We start from the raw sequence: 23,109 nt of genomic DNA on the forward strand, positions 1-23,109 counted from the left end.
CCCGCCCCGCGGCGAAGAAGCGGCGGACGGCTGCCCGGATGCGGCCGAGGCCGGGAGCCGGCACCCACAGTGCAACCGAGCGCGCTCACCCTCCACAGCCGCGAGCCCACCCTGACTCACGGCCAGAAGCCGGATGGCACCGCGCAGTTCACTACTCCCCGCCACCCGGCCCACGAAGGCGAGGACCCCACCACCGCACTCACCCAAAAGCCCCTCGAAGAACTCGGCCCTCACGACACCGCCTCCCCCGCACCACCCCGGCTACGCCATGCCTGGGACCAACTCACCACCCGGCCCCACCGCCCCGGCGTCCTCCACCACCCACACCTGAACGGTGATCGTGGCCGCCCGGCCCCCGCCTCGGATACCGTGTTCCTACACGGGGTGCCATAACGGATGTGGCGCCCCCTACGGAGGTAGCCAGCGTATGAGTTCCAAGCGCAGCCAGAATCCAGCCCTGCCCGTCCTCGACGACGCATACCGGCTCGCGTCGGTCAAGGACACCGAAGAGTCCACCCGCGACTTGGCCGCACGGCTGGCCACCACCGAGCTGCGCCGCGCCTCCCACCCCGGCCGGGCCACCTGGGATCCCATCGATCAGGCCGATCCCGTACCGGCCCCGCCGACCGTGGTCGACGGTGACGGGGACCTGTGGCTGCGGGACCGGGGCACCGGCACCTGGACCATGCCCGAATTCGACCCGAAGACGTTCCCGGACCGCTGTGGCGAGGTTCTGACGTGGAATCAGCTCGCCTGTGAGTACGGCCCGCTGACCGCACTGGCCAACGACCGCCACATCGGCGGCGGCGGCCGCCGCCGATGACCGCGCCGCCCTCTGAGTAGACCGCACCCCGGAAGGACACGGACGCGGCCCTGACAGTGGCCCTTCTCCCCGACCGGGCGCGGATCGGGCAACACGGTCCGGCGGTTGTCCTGGCCGTGTGCCCGCTTCGAGGTGCTGCGTTAGCCGGCAGGCAAGCGAACCGCCGCCACGGGATGCCTGACTGGTGATGCCCTGGGAGCAGGCCCACAGCAGCGGCCGAGGCGGAGCACACCTGCTCCCTGGTGGGGCCGCTGAGCTGCACTGATCTTCGTGGAGTCCTTGAAGCCTCGGTTACGATCCAGGCGTAAGGAGAGCCACAGCAGTGCCAGCACCACGCAAGTACCCCGATGAACTCTCCGAACGCGCCGTCCGTGAGGTCCGCTCGACCGGCCGCCCGGTGGCGCACGTCGCCCGCGACCTCGGCATCCACAGGGAGGCCGTATCATCCTGGGTTGCCAGGCCGAAGCCGACGCCGGTGAGCGCGTCGATCGCCTGACCAGCTCCGATCTGGAGGAGCTGAAGCAACTCCGGGAGGAAAACGCGGAGTTGCGGCGGGCGAACGAGATCCTCAAGGCCTCCGGCGTGTTTTTTGCCCAGGAGATCGACCGTCCCAGGACGAGGCCGCGCAGGTGGTTGACCACCTGCGCGACGGCTTCGGGGTCGATCCCGTATGCCGGGTACTGGACCTGTCGCCGTTCACCTACTTCACCCGGAAGCTGTCTCCTGGCGCGACGTACCCGCCAAGACCATCGGCTGCTAGGGACCGCCGCACCCCCACCCTGCGCCCATTCACCGGCGTCGGCACCGTCGCCCCTACGCCAGGAACTCAGCACTCCTGGCCACAGGCGACGTCCAGCTGCACCATGGTCGTCATCCGGCACCGGATGGCGGAGGAACGACGATGACACCGCTGCTGACGCGACCACCCGCGGGAGACCGTCCGAGTGATACTGCGGGAGGTGAGGAGACGGCGGCGCCGAGCGGTCGCGGTCGGCGATGGGCCTGCCTACGGTTGAACGCAGGACGCGCCGATGTGTCCGGCTCCGGGTTGCGCCACGCACCGAAGGTGCGGTCGTCCAGCAGGGGCACCGAAGGTGGGCCGGGTGGATCCGGACGATGGATCCGGATGGGCGGATGTTTCCGGCCGCAGCCACCGAGTCGATACCGAGATGGACCGGATCGTCGGAGGTCTACGGGACATGGTCCACACCCAGCGCCGTTTCCAGGACCTGCTGGACGCGGTGATGGCGGTGGGCAGGGACCTTGAGCTGCCGGTCGTGCTCCGCCGGGTGATCACCACCGCGATGGGCCTGGTCGACGCCCGCTACGGCGCACTCGGTGTGCTGAGCGACGACGGCGAACGCCTGGAGGAGTTCATCCCCGTCGGGCTGAGCGAGCAGCAGGTCGCAGCCCTGGCCGGGGTCGCGCTCCCGCACGGGCGCGGACTCCTGGGACATCTCATCGAGCACCCCGAACCGCTGCGTGTCGCGGACATCGGCGCTCACCCGGACGCGGTCGGCTTCCCGCCGGGCCACCCGCCGATGCGGACACTGCTCGGGGTGGCACTCACCGGACGCGGGCGGGTCTACGGCAACCTCTACCTGTGCGAGCGGCGCGACGGGCGGCCCTTCGACGACCACGATGAGGACATCCTCGTGGCGCTCGCCGGCGCGGCCGGCCTCGCCATCGAGAACGCCCGCCTCTACCGGCAGGTCCGTGCCAGCGCCGAGTACTTCCAGCGCCTCCTCCTTCCCGGCCTGCCCGATGTGGCGCCCTTCTCCGTCGCCGCGATCTACCGGGCCGCCGCCACCCCGGACCACGTCGGCGGAGACTGGTACGACGCCCTGATGCTCCCCGACGGCGCCTGCGCCCTGGTCATCGGCGACGTCGCCGGACACGACCTGAAGTCCGCCGCCACCATGGCCCAGACCCGCAACATGCTGCGTGCCCTCCTCTACGACCGCCGCACCCCGCCCAGCGCCGTCCTGACACAGCTCGACCGCACCCTCCAAGCGATCACCGACAACCCGATCACCACCACCTGCCTCGCCCGCATCGAACCCACCGAAAGAGGCTGGACACTCCACTGGAGCAACGCAGGCCACCCGCCACCGCTCCTGATCGGCCCCGATGGCACCACCCTCTACCTCGACGCCGCCCCCGGCCTGCCCCTCGGCGTCGACCCCGACGTGCCCCGCCCCGACCACAAGCGCCCCCTGCCCGGCAACGCCACCCTCGTGCTCTTCACGGACGGCCTGGTCGAGCACCCCCACCGCCCCCTGGACGCCGGCCTCACCGCACTCGCCCAGGTCGCCGCCGCCCACGCCGACCTGCCCCTCGAAGACCTGTGCCGCACCCTGGCCGACGCCCACCTCGGCGACGGCCACGACGACATCGCCGTCCTCGCCCTGCGCACCCCGCCCGCCGAACCGACCCACGGGACGCCGGCGACACACTCCCGGGCCCGATAAGAGGACTGGCTCCGTTCACGAGTTTCTCGTGAACAAAGCCAGAGGACTCACCCTGCCCGCGCGTCGGCCCGTTGCCCGGTATCGCTGATGGTCCCTGAGCACCTGATCCCGGCCACCTTCACCCGTGTCAATGACCTCGGCCGCTGCGCGGCAGTGCGGCGGACCGGCTCGGCCTATCGGGTCCCCGGCGGGCGGTCACCGTGCTGCCCGGTGGTGTCGATGGCATCGCGCAGGGCGGGCAGGTCCGCGATGGCGGCCTGCTCGGCGAAGCGGGCCAGCAGCCGACGAAGGACCCGCTCGTCCCGGTCGCGGACGGCTTCGGCGATGGCCGCCACCAGCGACGCCTGTGCATGCGGGTCGGGGGTGCGCACCTGCCGCGCGGTTTGCCGCGCTTCCAGCGCTCGCCTCCTGCTCACTCGTCCTCCTGGCCGCCTGGCGCGGCGTCCTCCGTCCTGGCGCGGCTGCGGCGACCGACCGCCCCGCCCTGTGCGGGGCGAAGAATACCTCCCCGACCTGCATCGAAAAATCTATTCCAGCCAGAGTAGACATTGCGGCGCACCGTGGTTAGTGTTTCTCTCGTAGACGAGGTCAAGCGGTACCCGCCAGACATGAACTGGCGGGCAGCAGGACAGAAGTTCGCAGGTAGGAACGGTTGCAGGGTCCTGAAGCCAGGGATGGTCCATCAAGGCGACAGGGTCGGCGGCCGGGCCTGGCGGCCCGCAGGCATCAGGGGTCGCCACCGAGCGGTACCGCAGTTCAGCAGGACGCAGGACACGCCGGGCAGGTGGGCGTGAAGAAAGTGACGCAAAAGGCGGCCCGGTCGCGGAGTCACGGAGCCACAGCAGGTGCAGGACGGCGACGGGACTGGCGACCAGGCCAGGTGACCCGCAGGCATCAGGGGCCGCCACCGAGTGGTACCGATTTCGGCAAGTGCATGACCAGCAGGTGAAGTTGAGTCAGGCAGTACCGGCAGTCGCAGTACGCGGTATCCCAGTGAAGGCGCCAGGCTGCCGGCGCGCGTGCTGGGAGTCCGGCAGTGGGGTTCCAGGCCGAGTGGTTGAGCAGGACAGGCCACGGGGCTGGCTGCCGGGACCGGCGGACCGCAAGGACCGCCACAGCAGTACCGGATTAGGCACTACCACGCAGTTCGCAGTACCAGCAGTTCCGAGCAGGTCGCAGTACCCGGAAGTTGGAAGTACCCGCAGTTCGCAGTAAATCGGTCAGTCCAGAGGACGAACGGAGGGGACAGAGCGCCATCAGGATCGCCCGGCCCGTGAAGCATCACCCGGGCGGATTCCGAAGACCCCAACGCAAGGACGGTGGTTTCCGGTCACGCATACGCGATCCCCGCACACCCCCTCCCCCGGGGCGAGGCGGACACAAGGAAGTCGGCCACAGAGCCGGCAGATGGTGTAAAACCCTTCGGGGCCCTGGGAGCCGCAACGGCCCCAGGGCCCCTCAACGCGTCCACCGCCACAACAAGAAGAGGTGCAGTGACCACGGCAACCATCCGACCGCACACCCCCGACTCCCTCGACGACGACGACTACCCGGCCTACACCATGGGCCGCGCCGCCGAGATGACCGGCACCACCCCCGGATTCCTGCGCTCCCTCGGAGAGCAGGGCCTCATCACACCGTTGCGCTCGGAGGGCGGACACCGCCGCTACTCCCGCTACCAGCTGCGGATCGCGATGCGCGCCCGTGACCTCGTCGACCAGGGCACCGCCATCGACGCGGCCTGCCGCATCATCATCCTCGAAGACCAGCTCGAGGAAGCGCTGCGCATCAACGAGCAACTGCGCGCCTCCCAGCACGGCCAGGAACCCGCGGCCGACACCTGACCCGCCCACCAGGGCGACGAGACCGGCCCGCGGTGGGCGCCAGCCGTGCACCGCCGGCCGTCCCGAAGACGAGTCCGCCGTTCCGGTGCACCGGACGACCGTTGCGCACCGTTCCGGCCGCCCGGCACCTGCCGCACCGGTCGCGGCCCTGCTGCACCGCCCGGCGTCGACCAGGTGCTGGGTGTGAGTTCCACCCCTGCGGAAGCCGCTTCCGGGCCGCGGGATTCCGGGGTCGGGTGAGGCCGCACCGACCTGCGCGTCCACTGCCCGGAGGGCCTCCCCCGGCGAGACGCGGGGCCGAAGGCAGCGGTGTGAGGGATACTGCGAGCGGACAGGGCGATGGCCGGCGCGTCGGCGCCGACGGGACGGTCCTAGAAGCTGAGCAGGCCGATGGCGTGGCCGTCATGGTCCACCACCGGCCACACGTCCAGGCCTCGGGCGCGCATGGCGGCGGCCGCCGCGTCTGCGGGCATGTCAGCGGTGGCGTACGGGGCACGGTCGAGGACGATGTCGCGCACCGGGGTCCGCTCGGTGTACCAGGAGCGGGCCTGGAACGGCGCGAGGTGCAGGCGCGTCAGCAGCCCCGCACAGCGGCCGTCGTCGTCGCGGACCAGGAGGTGGTCGGTGCCGGAGCTCTGCAGGACGTCCATCGCCATGTCGACCATGACGTCGTCGCTGATCTGCAGCTCAGGGCATTTCATGAGGTCGCCGACCGTGGCGGCGGTCTCGGTACGTTCGAGGGTGATGGTCATGGGCAGACTCCTTCGCGTATCACCGCCGGGACCGGCGGTAGGCAGGGCGCTGACGGTGGGACGGCCGGCGGGTGCGCCGGAGCGGGCCGAGAATGCGGTTCGCTTGGTGAGTGGTGGGGCCGGGACTGCGGCGGCAGTCCCAGCCCCCGTACGCGCTAAGCGGCGAGGGCAACGCGGCGCGGTGCCCGGCGGCGGCCGGAGGAGCCCTTGCTGTCGCGGCCCGTGGCGGTAGCGCGGGTGTCGACTCCCGCGCGGGCGGGGCGGCCGCGGCGCCCGCGGCTCGTGGACGCGCTGCGGCGGGGGCGTTCGACGACGGGGGCGGCGATCACGGTCGGGATGCCCGTCGGCACCCGGGCGCCGGTGATGCGCGCCAGGTCATCGTCGCCGGCGCTGACGCGGGTGGTAACGGGGGTGATGGCGGCCGTGGCCATCATGCGGGCCATCTCGCGGCGCTGGTTGGGCAACACAAGGGTGACGACGGTGCCGGACTCGCCGGCGCGGGCGGTGCGCCCACCGCGGTGCAGGTAGTCCTTGTGGTCGCTCGGCGGGTCGAGGTTGACGACCAGGTCGAGGCCGTCGACGTGGATGCCCCGGGCAGCGACGTTGGTCGCGATCAGCGCGGTGACCTGGCCGGTGCGGAACTGCTCCAGGGTGCGGGTGCGCTGCGGCTGGGACTTGCCGCCGTGCAGGGCGGCGGCCTTCACCCCGTTCGCGAGCAGGTCCTCCACCAGGCGGTCAGCGCCGTGCTTGGTGTCGATGAACATGATCACGCCACCCTCGCGGGAGGCGATGTGCGCGATCGTGGCGGCCTTGTCGTAGTTCTGCACGTGCAGCACGTGGTGCTCCATCGTGCTGACCGCGCCTGCGGACGGGTCCACCGAGTGGGTGACCGGATCCTTCAGGAACCGCCGGACCAGGCGGTCGACGTTGCGGTCCAGGGTGGCGGAGAACAGCATCGTCTGGCCGCCCTCGGCAACCTGGTCGAGCAGCTCGGTGACCTGCGGCAAAAAGCCCATGTCGGCCATCTGATCGGCCTCGTCGAGGACCGTGACGCCCACCCCGTCCAACTGGCAGTCACCACGCTGGATCAGGTCCTTGAGGCGACCGGGGGTGGCGACCACGACGTCGGCCCCCTGGTTCAGGGCGTGGGCCTGGCGTCCGATCGACATCCCGCCGACCACGGTCGCCATGCGCAGCCGCACCGCGTGGGCGAACGGGGTGAGGGCGTCGGTGACCTGCTGCGCGAGCTCGCGGGTGGGCACCAGCACGAGGGCCAGCGGCCGGCGCGGCTCCGCGCGCCGGCCGGCGGTGCGGGCCAGCACGGCGAGGCCGAACGCGATGGTCTTGCCGGAGCCGGTGCGGCCTCGTCCGAGGACGTCACGGCCGGCCAGCGAGTTCGGCAGCGTGGCGGCTTGGATCGGGAACGGCGCGGTGACGCCCTGGCGGGTCAGCACCGACAGCAGCGACTTCGGCATGTCCAGCTCGTCGAACGCTTCGACGGCCGGCAGCGCCGGGGTGGTGCTCACCGGCATCGCGAACTCGCCCTGAAGGGAGTGTCCCTGACGGGAGTTGCGGCCGTCGGCGGGCCGGTCGCCGTAGAAGGAGCTGCCGCCGGAGCGGGATCCGTAGGAACCGCCGGAGCGGGCGGAGGCCGAGGAGCGGGAGTTGGTGTTGCGGTACGGGGAGCGACTGGAGCGCTTCATGGGAAACCTTCCTAGGGCGGCACGTCGCGAGGCGGCTCCGCAGCGCGGGGCGCCGGCAGGAGATCGCGAGGAACGGGCCGAAAGTATGGAGAGGGCGCGGCGTGGACGGTGAAACCGTGCGGCACGTCACCTCAGGACCGCGCTCACCGCCAAGGGCGGGAGCGGAGGATCCTCGAACCGTGGGTGTCACGGCAGGGCGCCGATCCGGACGCGGCGCCGAGCGTCTCGCGTGGGGATGGCCGCCGGTGGCGGAGCCAGGGGGCCAGAAACGGCCGGGGATGTGCGTCGTGGCGCAATGCCGAGGGACCCGCACCGGGCATCATGTACGCGGTGCGGGCCCCTCGCTACCAGGCGGGTGCCGTGGCGAAAAACTACAGCGGACGAATGTTCTCGGCCTGCGGGCCCTTCTGGCCCTGCGTGACGTCGAACTCGACCTTCTGGCCCTCGAGCAGCTCACGGAAGCCGTTGGCGTTGATGTTCGAGTAGTGGGCGAACACGTCAGCGCCGCCACCTTCCTGCTCGATGAAGCCGAAGCCCTTTTCCGCGTTGAACCACTTCACAGTGCCATTAGCCATAAAGAAATCTCCTTCAAGGGGCTGTCCGAAGCCGCACAGTGCGGACTTCGAGTCGCCGCGATGAGCACCCACCCGGGGAAGAGCCGGGAAAGAAAAAGGCGCCTACGAAACATCAGCAGGCGCACACAAAGTTCATGGGAACCACTACTGCAACTACAACGACTCTAGCAGGTCCAGGCTCGCCACGGGCGGAAATTCCACCCCCGGTTCTGCAGGCCCCCTTCCCCGGGGCCATAGGGCGCGAGGCGAGATGACCGTCAACACACATGAGACACCGCCTAGTTGGTCTGGAAGCTCCGCCCTCTCGACGCCCGCGACCCACCCTCCTCGGATGGGCGAGCCCCACGAGCGCCAAGGACGGACCTGCCCCGCCGCGCCGACCACGCAGCGCGCCCACCGGCACCGTCCGTGATCATTACGGACCGCGTACGCGAAACTCCTGCCGCGGCTCAGAAATCGATTGCACCGGAGAGACCCGCTCCCGCGATTTTCGGCGCATACTGCAGGGAATGAGAAGATCTGTAGCAGTCCGCCGCGCCCTGCCCACCAGCCCCTTCAAGGCCCGGATCGAAACGCCACGCAAGCACTTCGCCGTCGGCGACCGCGTCACCCACGACACGTACGGCCTCGGCCGGGCCATCGAGGTCGAAAAAGACAGCGACATCGCGGTACTTGTCGACTTCGGATCACGACGCGAACGCATCACCCAGCCCTACGCCACCATGTACAAGCTCTGACCCGGACCAACACGGCTCCCGGCCCCGGAGGGGACGCGCCACGCGGAGCCGGCCGCGCGTCCCCTCCGGATCGAACAGGCACCCGCCACTCTGAAGCGGTATCGGCGGTGCCAGGCAAGGCACGTGAGACGCGCCCTCCATGGCCTCGACGACGAAGCCCTGGCGAAGACTGTCCTCGCCCGGGCTGTAAGAGCCCAACCACCCACAGCCGACCGGCAGACCGCCTTTCCCCGGTCCGCGGCCATCCTTCCGAGCAGCGACCCGTGCGGGCCAATGCTGCGCGATCAAGCTGCCCTACCCACCGAACGTGCTCCGTGATCACCCTCGCGGCGTGTCGCCAGCGCGTGTCCCGGCCAGTCGATCTTGCCGTGCTCCACGCCCCGCCCCGCACGCTCTGCCGCCACACCCACCACTCCCGCAACCCTGGACGGGCCATCACCACTTGGTTCGAGGAGGAGTCCCATGGCGCAGCGTCCCAAGCGTGGCCGGGTGTATCGGCGGTGCGGGTGCACGGACGGGAGCAGCGGGAAGCAGTTGGGTTCGTGGTGTCCGCGATTGGCTGCCGACATTTCGCATGGCCGGTGGACGTATGCGGTGGATCTGGCGCCGGAGGACGGCCGGCGCAGGACTCGGCGGCGGGGCGGGTTCGCCAGTCGGGCGGAGGCGGCCCGGGAGATGGCGCGGGTGCTGGATGCCGAGTACCAGGGCGTGTACGAGGACCGGACGCTGCGCGTCGGGCTGTTCCTGTACGAGTGGCTGGAGGCGAAGCGGTCGGCACTGGCACCCAACACCTGGGCGGGCTACCGGGCGTGCATCGAGCGCGACCTGGTCCCGGCGTTCGGCGGCATGCTGCTCATCGACCTGCGGCCCAAGCACATCGACGCCTGGGTGAGCATGCAGCTCGCCGCCGGCCGCGGGCGCACCACCGTGCACCACGCGGTGGCCATGCTGCGCAACGCCCTGAACCACGCGGTGCGCACGTGGCGGCTGCGCTACAACCCGGCCAAGCACTCCGTTCCCGCCAAGCCCCGCGCCGCCGTACGCGTCTGCTGGAGCCCGGACCAGGCTGCGGCGTTCCTGCGGCACAACGCCGGGCAGTACGCCGACCGGCTCACCGACCTGTTCGAGGTCATGCTCGGCACCGGCATGCGCCGCGGCGAGATCCTCGCCCTGCATTGGGAAGACGTGCACCTGATGGACCGCAAGCTCTACGTCCGCTGGACCCTGGCCGCCGTCAACAACAACGAGAGCCTCTTCGGCGAGCCCAAGACCGAGGCCAGCCGCGCCTGGGTCAGCCTCTCCCCCAGAGTCATGGCCGCTCTCCACCGCCAAGCCGCCATTCAGATGGCCGCCCACCCCGATGGCCGACTCGAAGGCCTCGTCTTCGCCAAGCCGGACGGCGTGCCGCTGCGCCCGCAGTGGGTCCTCGACCAGCTCCGCAAGCGCACCGCCGAGGTCGGCTTGCCCAAGATCGGCCTTCATGACTTGAGGCACACCGCTGCCAGCATCATGATCGCCGAAGGCATCCCCATCGCCGTCGTCTCCAAGACCTTGCGCCACACCACCCTGGCCATCACCATCAACCTCTACGGCCACCTCCTCAAAGACTCCGCCGACGAAGCCGTCAAGGCGTTGTCCTCGGCCCTGGACCACGCCGACGCCAAGCGCTGCGACCCCACCCTCATCGCCGGCTCCGATACGGGCCAACTGCCTGCAGCGGCATAGAGCACTGCCTGCTGCAGACGGACGCTGGCTGCTCGGGCCCTGCCGTGTCTCGTGGCCGTCCACGTCCGGGAAGCCCCACCGGGCTAGGAATAACTTGCACCGCATATTCGCTCCAGCGCATACTGGGGCCGTGGCATGGGAAGTCTCACTGGAGAGCGAGGTCGAGGAGTGGCTGCTGGACCTCGCGCAGCACCACCCGCGAACGGCCGACGAGGTCGTGGCCGCCATCGACAAGCTCGAGCAGGACGGCCCCACCCTCGGCCGGCCGCTGGTGGACCGTATCCACAGCTCCAGGCACCACAACATGAAGGAGCTCCGGCCGCGGACGACAGGGCCCGGAGAGATCCGCATCCTTTTCGCCTTCGACCCTGAGCGCCAGGCCATCATCCTGGTTGCGGGCGACAAGGCCGGAGCGTGGCGGGAGTGGTACGAGATCAACATCCCCATCGCCGACGAACGCTTCAGCAGGCACCTGAAGGCCATCGAGGAGGGCAAGCCATGAAGTCGTGGAAGGACGTACGACCCAACGTCGTCACCGACCCGCAACGCGTCGCCGCACATCGGGAGAAGCTCGACGCCGAGGTACGCGCCTACCGCCTCGCCGAGATCCGCCGCGAGCAGGACCTCACCCAGGCCGAGGTCGCCGAGATCATCGGCATCACCCAGCCCAATGTCTCACGCTTGGAGAGCGGTGCCCTCGACACTGCAGCGCTGTCCACCATCCGCGCGTACGTCGAGGCGCTCGGCGGCCAGCTGCGCATGGTCGCCGACTTCGGCGACCGCACCCTCACCATCGGCTGATGCCGGCGTCGCCAGTTCCTTGTCGTACGAGGCGGCAGACAGCCGCGATCAAGCGTATGGGTCACGCAGCGGCCGGGGCGCACGCGCTCCGCGCGTGATCTCCTCCGGTAGGTCCGGGCCGGCGGTGTAGTAGCGGCCCTGGGCCTCACCTTCGGCTGTGAGCGAGCCTGCGCGCACCAGTTCCCGGATGTCGCGCTGGGCCTGCTGCCCGCTGCGCTCGGCATCGGCCTGGCAGGCGGCCCGGCGTACGCGGTTGCCCATGGCAGCCGGGTAGAGGGCGAAGAACATGCGGTCGGGCCAGCCGCGCTGCTCGACGGCCTTGTTGAGGGCGCTCCAGACCTCGCGGGTGGTGTTCACCTGGCGCTCGACCGTCTGGGCCTGCTGATGGTGGGCACGCAGGCGAGCGCACCCCGGGCAGGGTGTTCCGCTGGGGCATCCAGACGGGGCCGCCGGCCTCGGCGAACAGCAGGTGGAAGGCCGTGTCGAGCGCCTTCGACACGGCCTTCCACGTGTGTCCTACCGCCGGTCGGGTGCAGGCCGATCAGCCCAACACCCGACCTCCGGCGCCGATCGACTGAGGTGCACCTGGTCGCGAGGGACCCGGGACATGTCCTCTCGACCTGGTTGTCGCGGTACTACGAGGAGACCGCGGGGAGGCTGGTGTGCTCCTTCTCCAGCAGGGCGGTGATGTGGCGGTGCAGGCCCTGGACGCTTTCGGCGCTGGCTTCGGCGACGATGGCGCGCTGGGCGGGGGTGAACGGGGAGTCGGGGCTGTAGAGGGTGCGGCGGGTGAAGCTGGTGGTGCCGTCGCCGTCCTCGGTGAGCAGGTACTGCAGGCCCGCGCCGAGGCGGTCGTCGATGAGGAGGGAGGACTTGGCGTACTCCTGGTGGACGACGCGCCAGTAGAGGTGCTGTTCACTGCCGTCCTCGAGGATGCCGTACTCGTAGATCACATCGTCGACGCGGTAGGGGCGCTCGGTGACGCCGCCGACGCCGTGGCTGGCGACGTGCCACTCGGGCCAGAAGCGGGCCTGGGTGACGAGATCGAAGACGAACCTGGCGGGGGCCTTGAAGGTGACGGTGTTGCTGTCGCCTGCGGTCCAGTCGTTGTACTCGGTGCTCATGTCGGAACCTCCTTGAATGAGCTAGCGCTCTCAAAGTGAGAGTACACACGATATGGTAGTACATGCAAAGTGTGTATATTCATTCGCGGGACCGGAAGGGGTGCGGCAGCGATGGAAGACGAACGACGGCCGGGACGTCAGGTGTCGGTCCAGGAGGTACTCGCGCGTGCGGGCGACGTGCGGGAGGCCTTCGACACCATTGCCAACACCTGGTCGCTACTCATCCTGCTCGCGCTGCGGGACGGCACGCTGCGCTACAACGAACTCAAGCGCACCGTGGGCGGCGTCAGCGAGCGCAGACTGTCGCAGACGTTGAAGATGCTCGAGCGCGACGGGGTGGTGGACCGGAAGCTGGTGCGCTCCATCCCGTCCCACGTCGAATACAGCCTCACCCCGACAGGCGAGGTGGTCGTCGACTCACTCGGTGAGCTGTTGTCCACGATCATCGAATTCTCGCCACGGGTCGCAGCCGCACGGCGGCGTTACGACGAGAAGCAGGCTCAGGCCCAGGAGAACCCGGAGCGCTGAACCAGAGTCGCGCGCTGGGCACCGGCTGCTTTGGCCCGAGGGCCTCCCGGCTGTACCAGTGAATCAGAGGTTCCGCTCGCGGATCAGCCGGAGGCGAATCGGGGGGAGGCCGTAGCGGATCGCGTTGGTGACCAGCTCGCTGACGATGAGTTCGGTGAGGAAGACGATCTCGGCCGCGTTCCAGCTCGTGAGCCGGTCGGTCACGAGGGCACGGGCGTGGGCGACGGCGGAGGGTTCCGTGGGCAGATCCCAGGTGACGACCCGGTCATGGGGCAGCCGACAGTCAACGCATGCCCCCGACCACACCGGGTGACTCCGCTTCCTGAAGGAACGCCCCTCACGTACGAAGAGGTACCGATGAACGACACCGCGACCGGGCCCAGTCGACCGCGTCCGAATCAGGACCCGAACGCCCCGCGTTCCGCGCCCGGACGGTGACCGAGAAGCCGGCAACAGACCGCCCGCCGCGGTCTGGCTCGGGATGTGCGCGATCCTGGACTGGGGCGGCCGCTCGCGCGGCGGCGTGCCCGTTCGGCTGGCGCGAGAACTGGCCTGCTGGGGCGCGTCGTGTCCGATCGCGCGCCGCGACGCGGGCCAAACAGACGCGACCGACCCGGGCGGAGGTCATTCGGCTGATGAACGGCATCGAGCACGAGTCGGCAGGAGCGCGGGACACGACCGAGGGCCGCGTCTACACCGTCACCGGCAGCGACTGGGGCGAGGTCATCGGCGACGCGCAGCGACAGAAACGGGCGGACGACGAGCGGATCATCGTCAACATGGGTCCGCAGCACCCATCCACTCACGGTGTGCTGCGCCTGGTCCTGGAGATCGACGGCGAGACGGTGAAACAGGCCCGCTGCGGCATCGGCTACCTCCACACCGGCATCGAGAAGAACATGGAGTTCCGCAACTGGGTCCAGGGCACCACCTTCGTTACCCGCATGGACTACCTGATGCCGCTGTTCAACGAGACCGCCTACTGCCTCGCGGTGGAGAAGCTGCTCGGGATCACCGAGCAGATCCCGGAGCGGGCGAGCGTGATCCGGGTGCTGATGATGGAGCTCAACCGGATCTCCTCGCACCTGGTCGGGCTGGCTGCCGGCGGGATGGAGATCGGCTCCACCACGCTGATGGTCTACGGCTTCCGGGACCGCGAGGTCATCCTCGACATCTTCGAGCTGGTGACGGGCCTGCGCATGAACCACGGCTACGTCCGGCCGGGAGGCCTGGCCCAGGACCTGCCCCCGGGTGCGCCGGACCAGATCCGCGAGGGCGTGAAGCTGCTGCGCTCGCGGATGCACGAGTACGACAAGCTGGCGACGAAGAACCCGGCCTTCAAGGCCCGGCTGGTCGACGTCGGTTTCCTGGACCTGGCCGGCTGCCTGGCGCTGGGCGCCACCGGCCCGATCCTGCGGGCCACCGGCCTGCCGCACGACCTGCGCAAGTCGTACCCCTACTGCGGCTACGAGAACTATGAGTTCGAGGTCGCGGTGGCCGACACCGCGGACTCCTACGGCCGGTTCCTGATCCGCCTGGAGGAGATACGCCAGTCGCTGCGGATCGTCGAGCAGTGCCTGGACCGGCTGGCCCCCGGCCCGGTCATGGTGGCCGACAAGAAGATCGCCTGGCCCGCCCAACTGGCCGTCGGCCCGGACGGGTTGGGCAACTCGCTCGACCACATCCGAAAGATCATGGGCGAGTCCATGGAGGCACTGATCCACCACTTCAAGCTGGTCACGGAGGGCTTCCGTGTCCCGCCGGGGCAGGCCTACGCGGCGGTCGAGTCCGCCAGGGGTGAGCTGGGCGTGCACGTCGTCTCCGACGGCGGCACGCGGCCGTACCGGGTGCACTTCCGCGACCCGAGCTTCACCAACCTGCAGGCGATGGCCGCGATGTGCGAGGGCGGGCAGGTCGCGGACGTCGTCGTCGCGGTGGCGAGCATCGACCCGGTCATGGGAGGCGTGGACCGGTAAGAGCTGTCGCACCGCAGACGTGCCGCTGGGCGGGCTGGAAGCAGGTGCGACGGTGAAGCCGGCGGTAACTGGTCGCGCAGGTCGGCTTCACCGAGTGGACTTCGATGACCGTGCCAACACGAAATCGATTTCCCGCGCTGGGCCGCCGGGCCGGCCCACACCGGACGCCCACGGCCAGTGGGCAGTGGCAGCATCAGCGGCCCGCCGCACCCGCTGGCGCGCTCCACATCGCAGTCCGGGCACTCGGCGGCCTCGGCCCTTGCCTCCCCACGCAACTCCAGCTCGGAGCCCGGACGGCCGCCGAGCGGTCCCTTGCACGTCCACGGTGGCCCCTTCGCATGGGCCTCACGGGCGGCCCGCAGGGCGTCCAGGAGCGCGGTGTCCGGGCTGTACGCCGTTCAGGATGCGGCCGGCTCTGCCTCTCTTCGCAGTCAGGACGCGCAGTCGCGGCAGATGGGCCGGCCGTTCCCGTCCTCGCCGGCGAGCTGGGCGCGGTGGTGGACCAGGAAGCAAGTCATGCAGGTGAACTCGTCCTGCTGAAGAGGCACAACTTGAACGGTCAGTTCCTCGCCGGACAGGTCGGCACCCGGAAGCTCGAGGCCTTCGGCGGCCTCCGTGTCGACGTCGACCGCAGAGCCCTGCTTGTCATCACGCCGGCTTTTCAGTTCCTCGATACTGTCGTCGCCGGCGTCGTCGCCAGTGTTGCGCGGGGCGTCGTAGTCGGTTGCCAAGGCGCACCTTCTCATCAAGGGTCGGTTCCGGAGGGCGAGTCGTACCGCTTGCCCGGGGCGGCGCAGTGCCGGCACGCCGCGAGTTCGAACGGGCCGAGCGCAAGGCCAGTACCGCGCCTGGGACCGACCCTACGCCGTCCTGGCCGCCGATCCCCGCCCCCGACGCCGGGCCCCAGCACAACGGCCGGCCGATGAGCGCCGAGGAACCGGTCGCGCTCCACCACGCCGCCCACACCAGGCACGCCGCGACCGTTCGTACGATCTTCGCCCAGCCCGCCGAAGCCGCGGTCCGATCCCAGCTGGACACCGTCGCCGACATGCTCGGCAAGCAGTTCCCCAAGGTCAGCCAGATGCTCCTGGAGGCCAAGGACGACCTGACCGCCTTCGCGGCCTTCCCGGAACGACATTGGAAGAAGGTCCAGTCCACCAACCCGCTGGAACGGATCAACCGCGAGATCAAACGCCGCACCGACGTCGTCCAGGTCTTCCCCAACGACGACGCGCTCCTGCGACTGGTCACCGCCGTGCTCTTCGAGATGCACGACGAATGGATCGCCTTCCCCCGCCGCTACCTGCCCGAGGCCAGCATGGAGAAGATCTACCCGAGCGAGCCCGGCCGCAACGAACTCCCGCCTACTTCATGACCGTTGGCACACGACCACTACACCACTCTACGGGACACAACCGCCCAGAGCCTGTCGACCCACTCAACCCGGCGATGTAGTGCCCCTCCCAGGGAGTACGGTGGCGCCTCTCCCGCCAGCGGCCCGCTACTGCGGCCACCCAGCGTGCCCCTCGGGGCTCCCCTGTCCGTCCGGCTCCCAGACATCGGCAACAACACGCACAGCACGCGTCGGCCCCGCATCTTCCTGGCCTTGCTTCAGAGCCCTGCCGACCAGGAAGTCGGCGTACTCCTGAGCGGACCCATCGAAATGGTCCGTGTACGGCAGAGCCGGCTGCGTGACCGTTTCGTTGCCCTCTGCCGAGAGCACGCGCACTCGCCATCTGTATCTCGCCATGGCGGCCTCCGTCGGAGTTCATGCCTCATCTCGACCGTATGACAATCGCGCCGAGGTGGCTCGGCGGCTGCCGGCGATGGCAGGTGCCTACCAATCTCCCACCATGCCGCCTCGCAAGGGCGCCAGCGGGGTGACGTAGACGACCTCTCGGGCGACCATCTGGGCCGGTGAGCTGTGGTGATCCCCTTGGAAAGTGCACAAGGGGTCGGTAGCGGCCATTCGGGGGTGATTATCGGAGGTGCGGAGTGTCGAATCCGGGGGCGGCGAAGGAATTAGGGCTGAAGCGACCTGCCGCACCCGAGCGGCTGTGCTGGACCCCGCAACAGGCCTCCGCCTTCCTGCGCCACAACGCCGAAACCTACAACGACGTCTACGCCGACATCTTCGAGGTCATCCTCGGCACCGGCATGCGCCGCGGCGAGGCCCTGGGCCTGCACTGGCCGGACATCCACTTCCAGCAACGCGTCCTGTTCGTACGCTGGACCCTGGCCTCGGTGAACAACGCCCGCCTACACCTGCAAGCACCCAAGACCCGCGCCAGCCGCAACTGGGTCAGCCTCTCCCCCCGCGTCACCGCCGCACTACGCCGCCAGCCGCCCGCCACCGAAGCACCCACCCCGACCACCCCCGTCTCCAAGGCATGGTCTTCACCCGCCCCGACGGCAAACCCATCAACCCCGAGCGCCTCCTGCACACCCTGCGCCAACGCTCAGCTGAGATCGGCCTACCCAAGATCGGCCTTCACGACCTCAGACACACCGCCGCCACCATCATGATCAGCTCCCAGGTGCCACTCGCCGTCGTCTCCAAGACCCTGCGGCACTCCACCCTGGCCACCACCGTCAACATCTACGGCCACCTGCTCCCCCAAGCCGCCCGCGAAGCCGTCACCGCCCTCGCCGACGCACTCGACCACGCAGACCTCCGCCGCGAGATCAACTGACAGGCCATCAGATGGTGCGATTACCTCGCGCCCACCCCAGAGACAAACCGCCAGGCCAGAGCGCCGGACGTGACCATCCTGCGACCACGCACCCTCCGGAAACGAGTGAGAGCGGGCACCCGGTTTCCCAAGTACCCGCTCCCACAAGCGACTTCACAGTCGGGACGACAGGATTTGAACCTGCGACCCCTTGACCCCAGCGCCGCACTGACCGGCGCCCGGGTCCTGGCGGAGATCGGCGACGACCGGACCCGCTTCGCCACAGCCGGATCGCTCAAGGCCTACGCGGGAAGCGCCCCGGTCACCAGAGCAAGCGGCAAGAGCTGCAGGGTCATGAGCCGGAAGGTCAAGAACCAGAGACTGGCCACCGTCGGCTACGTCTGGGCTTTCGGCGCTCTCACCAGGTCGCCAGGCGCCAGAGCCCACTACGACCGGCGGCGGGCAGCCGGCGATCGTCACGTCGCAGCACAACGGAACCTCTTCAATCGGTTCATGGGCATGCTGTTCCACTGCCTCCAGAACGGTCACACCTACGACGAAGCAGTCGCCTTCCCGGAGGCATTCGCAGGGCCCAAAGCAGCAGCCGCTTGACGCTTATCCGCGTGGGATGTCTTGTCCCCGGCGACCGCATCGGGCCGGGTGCGGGGACGACCGACCGGCCCGCAGACCCGGACCTTCTTCAGCACGGGGATGAACTGCGGGCTGTCAGCGGCCTGCCCCTCGGTCAGAACGAACACCAGCGGGCGGCACCTCCGGTCGCCGGCGCAATAAACCTTGCTGGTCTGCCCGCCCCCGGAGCGTCCGAGCAGGGCGGCCGTCAGCCGGAGCTTGCGCCGCCGCCGGATACGGCGTCGCAGGTGATGGGCTCAGGCGGCGCGGCGGGTGATGATGCTGTAGACGGATGCCCGGTCCTTGGCGAGGGACTCTGAGAAGCTCACCGCCATCTCCCGGAGTCCCTCGATCAAGCCGGTGACCCAGCCCGGTCCGAGGACAGCGACCTCAAGGCACTCCCCGCGAAGGGCCAATGTGTTCGCGCCGGAGTGACTTAGGGCCGGGGCAGGGCGCAGGAGGCCGTCCTGCCGCGCATGTGCCGCCTGTTCTTCGCCACCAGGGCGTAGACCTGACGGGCGCAGGTTCGCACGCCGGGCAGACCGGCTGCGGCAGCTGCCAGTTGGTACCGGCGGGCCGATGAGGATCCGACGAATCGAGCCAGCGCGTCTGCCCCGCTCGCGCGGACCGCGCCGTTGTGAAAGAGGAGCACCTCACGGTCCAGCCGCGCCAGGTGCGGGGCGGTGAGCCGCTCCGGCAGAGCCTGCCACGGTACGGCTTCGATCTGCGGACCGGCCAGGCGGCGGATCCGATCGATCGTGACTTGGCAGAAGCCGCAGTCCCCGTCATACGCCAGCACCGGTTCTGTGCTGCCGGCCGCGCCGCTCATCTCGTCTCCGTCCACGGCTGGAACAGTTCCTCGCACATCTTGGTCTCAGCCGGCCGATCCGGGCTGCGCCGGTACGACTGGGCTCTCCCTCTGGGATGGTTCCTCTGCTCCCGCGGCAGCTGCCCGTTGAAAGGTGCGCCGCCACCGTTGTCCCAGGAATGTGTAGAAGCGGTCCGGCAGGAATACGGCATCAGCGACGATCATGGCTCCGGAGAAGAGCGGAAGACCCATCAGAACGGCGATGCCCACGTGCATCCCGAGCAGCATTGTCAGGACGATGTACTTCAGCCTGCCGAACAGCACGAACGGGAAGGCCACCTGCAACAGCACCGTCATGTAGGTGGTGACGGCGATCAGGATGGGATGGCTGTCCACCATGAGTGACAACGCGGGCCAGGGCCGGAACAGGTCGAGGTTCATGACGTAATGGAGGGCAGTCCCGTTTTCCCAGGAGCCGCCCTGCACCTTGTACAAGCCTGCGGATCCGTAGACGATGCAGACCTGAGCCGCGATGACGACCATGGCACAGTTGTGCAGCACAGTGCCCAATAGCTCGCGTGTGACCCTGAGTTGATACCGGAAGCTGGGCGTTCTCGGACCTGCCACCGAGTGCTCTGCCTTGCCTGAGGCCACGAGGCGTGTCCTCCGCGCGTCGAGGGACCAGCGGCGGCCGCAAGCAGTCAAGGAGAGGTACACGGCCATGAGGAGGATGAGGTTGTCTCCCCCGTCCGTCATGAAGATGGCCCGAGCATGGAACGAGGTCACCACGACAGCGAACAGGATCGACACCATCCTGGTCCGCCAGCCCAGGACGAACAGTACGGACGTGACGACAGCCGTCGCATAGCAGATCTCGAAGTACGCCTGGCTGTCAGACAGGGTAAGAATGCTGAACCAGCCGGTCTGATCGAACAGTTGCCTCGCCAGGGCGGGCGTCCACGGCGAACCAGGACCCCAGATCTCGTCGCGGTGCGGGAACTCCCTCAGCAGGAAGGCCAGGTAGAGCAGGCCGTACCCGATGCGCAGCACTGCCGCCGCGTACAGGGACATCGGTCGATCGGTCACCGCGCTGCTGAGCGCGCCGATTCGGCGGAACATCCGTTGGCTGTCTGCGTCACCGTTCCGCAGGGCCGTGCGGCGCGGAGGGAGCGTCGGAACTGGAGCCTGCTCAGTTTCCATTGGATGCCACCTTCCACCAGGGCAGATACCTGGTGTCGACCGAGGCTGGTGCAGCCGGGCGCGGACCGCCCGGCGTGGTGGGCGCCGCGATGGGCGTAGTAATCACCCGCAACTGGACGGCCTCATACGTAACGTTCTGATGGACGGCGAGTCGCTCCACCGCGATGTTGCGAAGGTATCTCTGCAACATCACAGCCCGCTCGGAGTGCGGCTGGTCGTCGCTTCCATACGCTTCGAGATAAGCGATCCAGGATCGACGCAGCATGTTCTGCGTTGTATGACTCGGGAAGACGTTGTGCTCGACGTCGGAGTCGTCGACGGCGGTCAGGTCGAACCAGTCACTGACCTCACGGTTACCATCCGCTGAGGTCCGCTCGGTTCTCACGGAAATCTGCCGGGTCACGGACTCCGGGTCCGGTGCGAACAGCCGCCAGTTCTGCTCGAACAACGGGAAGATCCACGCATTGAGCTGCCTGCCGTAGTACTGGGATAGTTGGTTCGAGGGAGCTACATACAGAAATACCAGAAACACGTGGACGAGGGACGTTGCCAGGCACAGAGCCACAGCGACGACCGTGGCCGCCCCCAACGGGCGCGACAGTCCTGACAGGCCGGCAAGCTGCTCGCCGGGCTCCGTGACGGACGGCTGGGCGCCCTGCACTGCGTCGACGGGGATGCCGTCGTCGGCCGGTTGGCGGCCCGCTTGTTTCGTCCTCACGGGCTCTGTGCCGCCCATCGCGCGACTGGGCACCGTCCTTACCACTGTGACTGCTCCCTCGACTCTGCATGCCTTGAACGTCTTGGGGCGCGCGACAGGATCCATGACGATCCGCCGCGCGCCACCAGTCCTGCGTTCCTCTAGCGGGCTGCCGCCTCGGGGCAGCCCCCGAAGGCCGCACGCCCGAGCCGCATTCACGCGCGAGGGCCTCTACTCATGGCCCGCCTGTCGTGGTGCCCACCTGGCTTCCTGAATCAGCTACGAGTTCATGGGCTCGCCCCACTTGTCGTCGCACGGAGAACACCCGTGCTCGCCATGGTCGCCGTGCTCGCCGTGCTCGCCATGGTCGCCGTGCTCGCCATGCTCGCCATGGTCACCGTGCTCGCCATGGTCACCGTGCTCGCCGTGCTCGCCGTGGTTACCGCCCGTGGTAGCGCCGGTGATGCCACCCGTCGTGGTACTACCAGTGGTGTTGCCGGCGACCGCGCCACCCAGGAGGCCGCTTGTCGTGCCACCCGTTGTCAGCACACCGCCGAGCACACCGCCCAGGAGACCGCCCGTGGTGCTGCCAGTGGTACCTGCAGTGGTGGTGCTGCCAGTGGTACCGGCAGTAGTGGTACCGGCAGTTGTACCGCCAGTGGTGCTCGCTGGGCAGCTGGGCAGGGTGATCCGATTGGTGTCCAGCGTCACGGAGCCGTTGCGAGCCAGCGCTCGACCATCGATGCTCGCGCTGGTGTTAAGCCCGATCGAGGTCAGTGCCAGGATGTTGCCCACGAAGGTGGTGTTGGTGCCCAGCGTGGCAGAACTTCCGATCTGCCAGTAGACGTTGCACGGCGCAGCACCGTTGATCAGGAGCACACGGCTGGCGGATGCCGTCGTCAGGGTCGATCCGACCTGGAAGACCCAGACGGCGTTGGGGTTGCCCTGCGCGTCAAGCGTGAGGGTGCCCGTGAGGTCGATGGAAGACGAGGCGGTATAGACACCCGGAACAAGCGTCAGGCCACCGAGGTCTCCAGGGGAGGTGAGGGTGACATTCGTGGCCTGGCTCGCGGCGTTGTTGTACGCCGTGGTCAGATCGGTCTGGGCCTGAAGCGCGACCGCATCCGCCTTGTGAATGGCCCCGCTCACCAAACCAGGCGGAAACCCGGTGATTGACGAACCCGGGCTCACTCCGAGGTCTCCGGTGATGGCGGAGGGACCGGTGTTGGTGACCGACTGGCCACCCAGAACCGCGAAGCTGCTCGCCGTCCCCAGGGGAACGGCCGTGGCAATGGCATGAGCCGGCAGCAGCGATGTCGTGATTGCGGCAGCGACGATGAACACGATCGTCGCGACCCAAGTCGAAATTGCGCGCCAGTTAAGCGCACCAGAGATGTTCAGTGTCATCTAAAGGCCTATTTCTTTGGGGAAATATGGCAGGTTCGCGATCGTCGATCTCCGACGACCTGACACTCCCTTCCCGTCGACAGGAATCGTAGATTTTGACGACCCATCCCTCATCCTCCAAGGGAAGAGGTTCGACTTTATGTTAGCCGACATCAAAGATCTGCACGCGATCCATGCGGGTGATTTCCGAACGAACTGCCACTTATGGTCACATAATCAAATAGATATGCTTGGTGACCGCCCTCCGCCCAGTTACGCCGAGTCGACAACGACCTAGGGCGCGTATTTGATTCACCGTCGTGGCGGGTCTTGATCTGGTAGATCGTTATGTGTGACGCGAGTGCAACTGAAGTATGCGGAGTGGAAGTTCATCGAGGCCGTACCTGCCGATCGGCGAGTGCGACCCGTACCCGGAGTGGCTGCGGCAGCAGTTCGAGGGCGTGATCTGGCGATTCCGGACGGGCGGGCAGTGGCGGGAGATGCCGCAGGAGTTCGGCGCCTGGTCGACCGTCTCCAACCGGTTCCGGCAGTGGAGGGAACCGATCCGAGGCTCGCCGCCACCGCACCGCGCGTGCTCCGGGTTGTACGAGCCCATCAACCAACGGCCGAGCGGCGGACCGCCTTCTCCCGGTCCGC

24 protein-coding genes and 4 pseudogenes are annotated in these 23,109 nt (G+C 68.6%); 15 read left to right on the plus strand and 13 right to left on the minus strand.

Annotated elements, in window-relative coordinates; genetic code table 11:
- Nucleotides 1-427 precede the first annotated feature (427 nt).
- The 3 genes from ACWDBB_RS29660 (at nt 428) to ACWDBB_RS29670 (ending at nt 3,294) form a co-directional block, all read left to right on the plus strand.
- Nucleotides 428-823: a hypothetical protein gene (locus tag ACWDBB_RS29660; protein WP_033355437.1), complete on the plus strand. Its 396-nt coding sequence runs from the start codon at nt 428-430 to the stop codon at nt 821-823.
- Between the two features lie 322 nt (nt 824-1,145).
- Nucleotides 1,146-1,319, plus strand: a complete 174-nt coding sequence (locus tag ACWDBB_RS29665) for a transposase (protein ID WP_449792526.1) — start codon at nt 1,146-1,148, stop codon at nt 1,317-1,319.
- Nucleotides 1,320-2,022: 703 nt separating this feature from the next.
- A complete protein-coding gene (locus ACWDBB_RS29670; RefSeq protein WP_420897052.1) occupies nt 2,023-3,294 on the plus strand; it encodes a PP2C family protein-serine/threonine phosphatase in 1,272 nt (423 codons plus the stop codon).
- 173 nt (nt 3,295-3,467) lie between these two features.
- Here ACWDBB_RS29670 and ACWDBB_RS29675 read toward each other — a convergent pair whose 3' ends face one another.
- A complete protein-coding gene (locus ACWDBB_RS29675; RefSeq protein ID WP_158714247.1) occupies nt 3,468-3,710 on the minus strand; it encodes a hypothetical protein in 243 nt (80 codons plus the stop codon).
- A 1,146-nt stretch (nt 3,711-4,856) separates the two neighbouring features.
- Between ACWDBB_RS29675 and ACWDBB_RS29680 the strand changes: the two genes are divergently transcribed.
- Nucleotides 4,857-5,138, plus strand: a complete 282-nt coding sequence (locus ACWDBB_RS29680; RefSeq protein ID WP_094745409.1) for a helix-turn-helix domain-containing protein — start codon at nt 4,857-4,859, stop codon at nt 5,136-5,138.
- Between the two features lie 371 nt (nt 5,139-5,509).
- Here the strand turns inward: ACWDBB_RS29680 and ACWDBB_RS29685 are convergent, their stop codons facing one another.
- The 3 genes from ACWDBB_RS29685 to ACWDBB_RS29695 all read right to left on the minus strand — a co-directional run bounded on the left by ACWDBB_RS29685 (nt 5,510) and on the right by ACWDBB_RS29695 (nt 8,168).
- Nucleotides 5,510-5,890, minus strand: a complete 381-nt coding sequence (locus ACWDBB_RS29685) for a CBS domain-containing protein (protein ID WP_051826614.1) — start codon at nt 5,888-5,890, stop codon at nt 5,510-5,512.
- A 155-nt stretch (nt 5,891-6,045) separates the two neighbouring features.
- Nucleotides 6,046-7,593: a DEAD/DEAH box helicase gene (locus ACWDBB_RS29690; RefSeq protein ID WP_033355435.1), complete on the minus strand. Its 1,548-nt coding sequence runs from the start codon at nt 7,591-7,593 to the stop codon at nt 6,046-6,048.
- Between the two features lie 371 nt (nt 7,594-7,964).
- Entirely contained in the window at nt 7,965-8,168 is a 204-nt protein-coding gene (locus ACWDBB_RS29695) for a cold-shock protein (protein WP_035850027.1), read from the minus strand.
- A gap of 509 nt (nt 8,169-8,677) precedes the next feature.
- Between ACWDBB_RS29695 and ACWDBB_RS29700 the strand changes: the two genes are divergently transcribed.
- From ACWDBB_RS29700 to ACWDBB_RS29715, 4 genes are all read left to right on the plus strand, one after another.
- Complete coding sequence (locus ACWDBB_RS29700) at nt 8,678-8,905, plus strand: hypothetical protein (RefSeq protein ID WP_449792527.1); 228 nt, start codon at nt 8,678-8,680, stop codon at nt 8,903-8,905.
- A gap of 684 nt (nt 8,906-9,589) precedes the next feature.
- Nucleotides 9,590-10,630, plus strand: a complete 1,041-nt coding sequence (locus ACWDBB_RS29705) for a tyrosine-type recombinase/integrase (protein WP_449792528.1) — start codon at nt 9,590-9,592, stop codon at nt 10,628-10,630.
- A 130-nt stretch (nt 10,631-10,760) separates the two neighbouring features.
- Entirely contained in the window at nt 10,761-11,132 is a 372-nt protein-coding gene (locus tag ACWDBB_RS29710) for a type II toxin-antitoxin system RelE/ParE family toxin (RefSeq protein ID WP_033355891.1), read from the plus strand.
- The gene (locus ACWDBB_RS29715; protein ID WP_033355886.1) at nt 11,129-11,431 is read left to right on the plus strand and encodes an XRE family transcriptional regulator; all 303 of its coding nucleotides are present in this window, start codon (nt 11,129-11,131) and stop codon (nt 11,429-11,431) included. The genes ACWDBB_RS29710 and ACWDBB_RS29715 overlap by 4 nt, the downstream gene beginning before the upstream one ends.
- 48 nt (nt 11,432-11,479) lie before the next feature.
- On the opposite strand, the gene ACWDBB_RS29720 is transcribed toward ACWDBB_RS29715, so the two are convergent.
- Both ACWDBB_RS29720 and ACWDBB_RS29725 read right to left on the minus strand, forming a co-directional pair.
- Nucleotides 11,480-11,788, minus strand: a complete 309-nt coding sequence (locus ACWDBB_RS29720; protein WP_051826834.1) for a hypothetical protein — start codon at nt 11,786-11,788, stop codon at nt 11,480-11,482.
- Nucleotides 11,789-12,066: 278 nt separating this feature from the next.
- Nucleotides 12,067-12,555, minus strand: a complete 489-nt coding sequence (locus ACWDBB_RS29725) for an SRPBCC family protein (protein ID WP_279095154.1) — start codon at nt 12,553-12,555, stop codon at nt 12,067-12,069.
- Nucleotides 12,556-12,666: 111 nt separating this feature from the next.
- On the opposite strand from ACWDBB_RS29725, the gene ACWDBB_RS29730 reads away from it, so the two are divergent.
- Nucleotides 12,667-13,083, plus strand: a complete 417-nt coding sequence (locus tag ACWDBB_RS29730; protein ID WP_033355884.1) for a winged helix-turn-helix transcriptional regulator — start codon at nt 12,667-12,669, stop codon at nt 13,081-13,083.
- Between the two features lie 63 nt (nt 13,084-13,146).
- Here ACWDBB_RS29730 and ACWDBB_RS29735 read toward each other — a convergent pair whose 3' ends face one another.
- Nucleotides 13,147-13,287 (minus strand): ATP-binding protein, encoded by a 141-nt coding sequence (locus tag ACWDBB_RS29735; protein ID WP_347568576.1) that lies wholly within the window; start codon nt 13,285-13,287, stop codon nt 13,147-13,149.
- A 431-nt stretch (nt 13,288-13,718) separates the two neighbouring features.
- Here ACWDBB_RS29735 and ACWDBB_RS29740 point away from each other — a divergent pair, with 431 nt between their 5' ends.
- Nucleotides 13,719-15,059: an NADH-quinone oxidoreductase subunit D gene (locus tag ACWDBB_RS29740; RefSeq protein WP_279095151.1), complete on the plus strand. Its 1,341-nt coding sequence runs from the start codon at nt 13,719-13,721 to the stop codon at nt 15,057-15,059.
- A gap of 431 nt (nt 15,060-15,490) precedes the next feature.
- On the opposite strand, the gene ACWDBB_RS29745 is transcribed toward ACWDBB_RS29740, so the two are convergent.
- Nucleotides 15,491-15,790, minus strand: coding sequence for a DUF4193 domain-containing protein (locus ACWDBB_RS29745; protein WP_033355890.1), 300 nt, complete (start codon nt 15,788-15,790; stop codon nt 15,491-15,493).
- A 242-nt stretch (nt 15,791-16,032) separates the two neighbouring features.
- Between ACWDBB_RS29745 and ACWDBB_RS29750 the strand changes: the two are divergent.
- The 4 genes and pseudogenes from ACWDBB_RS29750 to ACWDBB_RS29765 form a co-directional block, all read left to right on the plus strand.
- A pseudogene (locus tag ACWDBB_RS29750) lies at nt 16,033-16,434 on the plus strand (transposase); the annotation flags it as partial.
- A 620-nt stretch (nt 16,435-17,054) separates the two neighbouring features.
- Nucleotides 17,055-17,585, plus strand: a complete 531-nt coding sequence (locus ACWDBB_RS29755; RefSeq protein WP_279091563.1) for a tyrosine-type recombinase/integrase — start codon at nt 17,055-17,057, stop codon at nt 17,583-17,585.
- Nucleotides 17,507-17,752: a tyrosine-type recombinase/integrase gene (locus tag ACWDBB_RS29760; protein WP_267883943.1), complete on the plus strand. Its 246-nt coding sequence runs from the start codon at nt 17,507-17,509 to the stop codon at nt 17,750-17,752. Before ACWDBB_RS29755 ends, ACWDBB_RS29760 begins: the two co-directional genes overlap by 79 nt.
- A 207-nt stretch (nt 17,753-17,959) precedes the next feature.
- Nucleotides 17,960-18,343, plus strand: a pseudogene (locus ACWDBB_RS29765) (transposase); the annotation flags it as partial.
- 20 nt (nt 18,344-18,363) lie between these two features.
- Here ACWDBB_RS29765 and ACWDBB_RS29770 read toward each other — a convergent pair.
- From ACWDBB_RS29770 to ACWDBB_RS29790, 5 genes and pseudogenes are all read right to left on the minus strand, one after another.
- A pseudogene (locus ACWDBB_RS29770) lies at nt 18,364-18,606 on the minus strand (IS5/IS1182 family transposase); the annotation flags it as partial.
- Between the two features lie 191 nt (nt 18,607-18,797).
- Entirely contained in the window at nt 18,798-19,205 is a 408-nt protein-coding gene (locus ACWDBB_RS29775) for a thiol-disulfide oxidoreductase DCC family protein (RefSeq protein WP_449792529.1), read from the minus strand.
- Between the two features lie 30 nt (nt 19,206-19,235).
- A complete protein-coding gene (locus ACWDBB_RS29780) occupies nt 19,236-20,369 on the minus strand; it encodes an HTTM domain-containing protein (protein ID WP_449792530.1) in 1,134 nt (377 codons plus the stop codon).
- Entirely contained in the window at nt 20,359-21,105 is a 747-nt protein-coding gene (locus tag ACWDBB_RS29785) for a DUF5819 family protein (RefSeq protein WP_279091567.1), read from the minus strand. Before ACWDBB_RS29785 ends, ACWDBB_RS29780 begins: the two co-directional genes overlap by 11 nt.
- A gap of 240 nt (nt 21,106-21,345) precedes the next feature.
- Complete coding sequence (locus ACWDBB_RS29790) at nt 21,346-22,473, minus strand: ice-binding family protein (RefSeq protein WP_279091570.1); 1,128 nt, start codon at nt 22,471-22,473, stop codon at nt 21,346-21,348.
- 331 nt (nt 22,474-22,804) lie between these two features.
- On the opposite strand from ACWDBB_RS29790, the pseudogene ACWDBB_RS29795 reads away from it, so the two are divergent.
- Nucleotides 22,805-23,012, plus strand: a pseudogene (locus ACWDBB_RS29795) (transposase); the annotation flags it as partial.
- Between the last annotated feature and the right edge of the window lie 97 nt (nt 23,013-23,109).

Source organism: Kitasatospora sp. NPDC001095 (assembly GCF_053598615.1).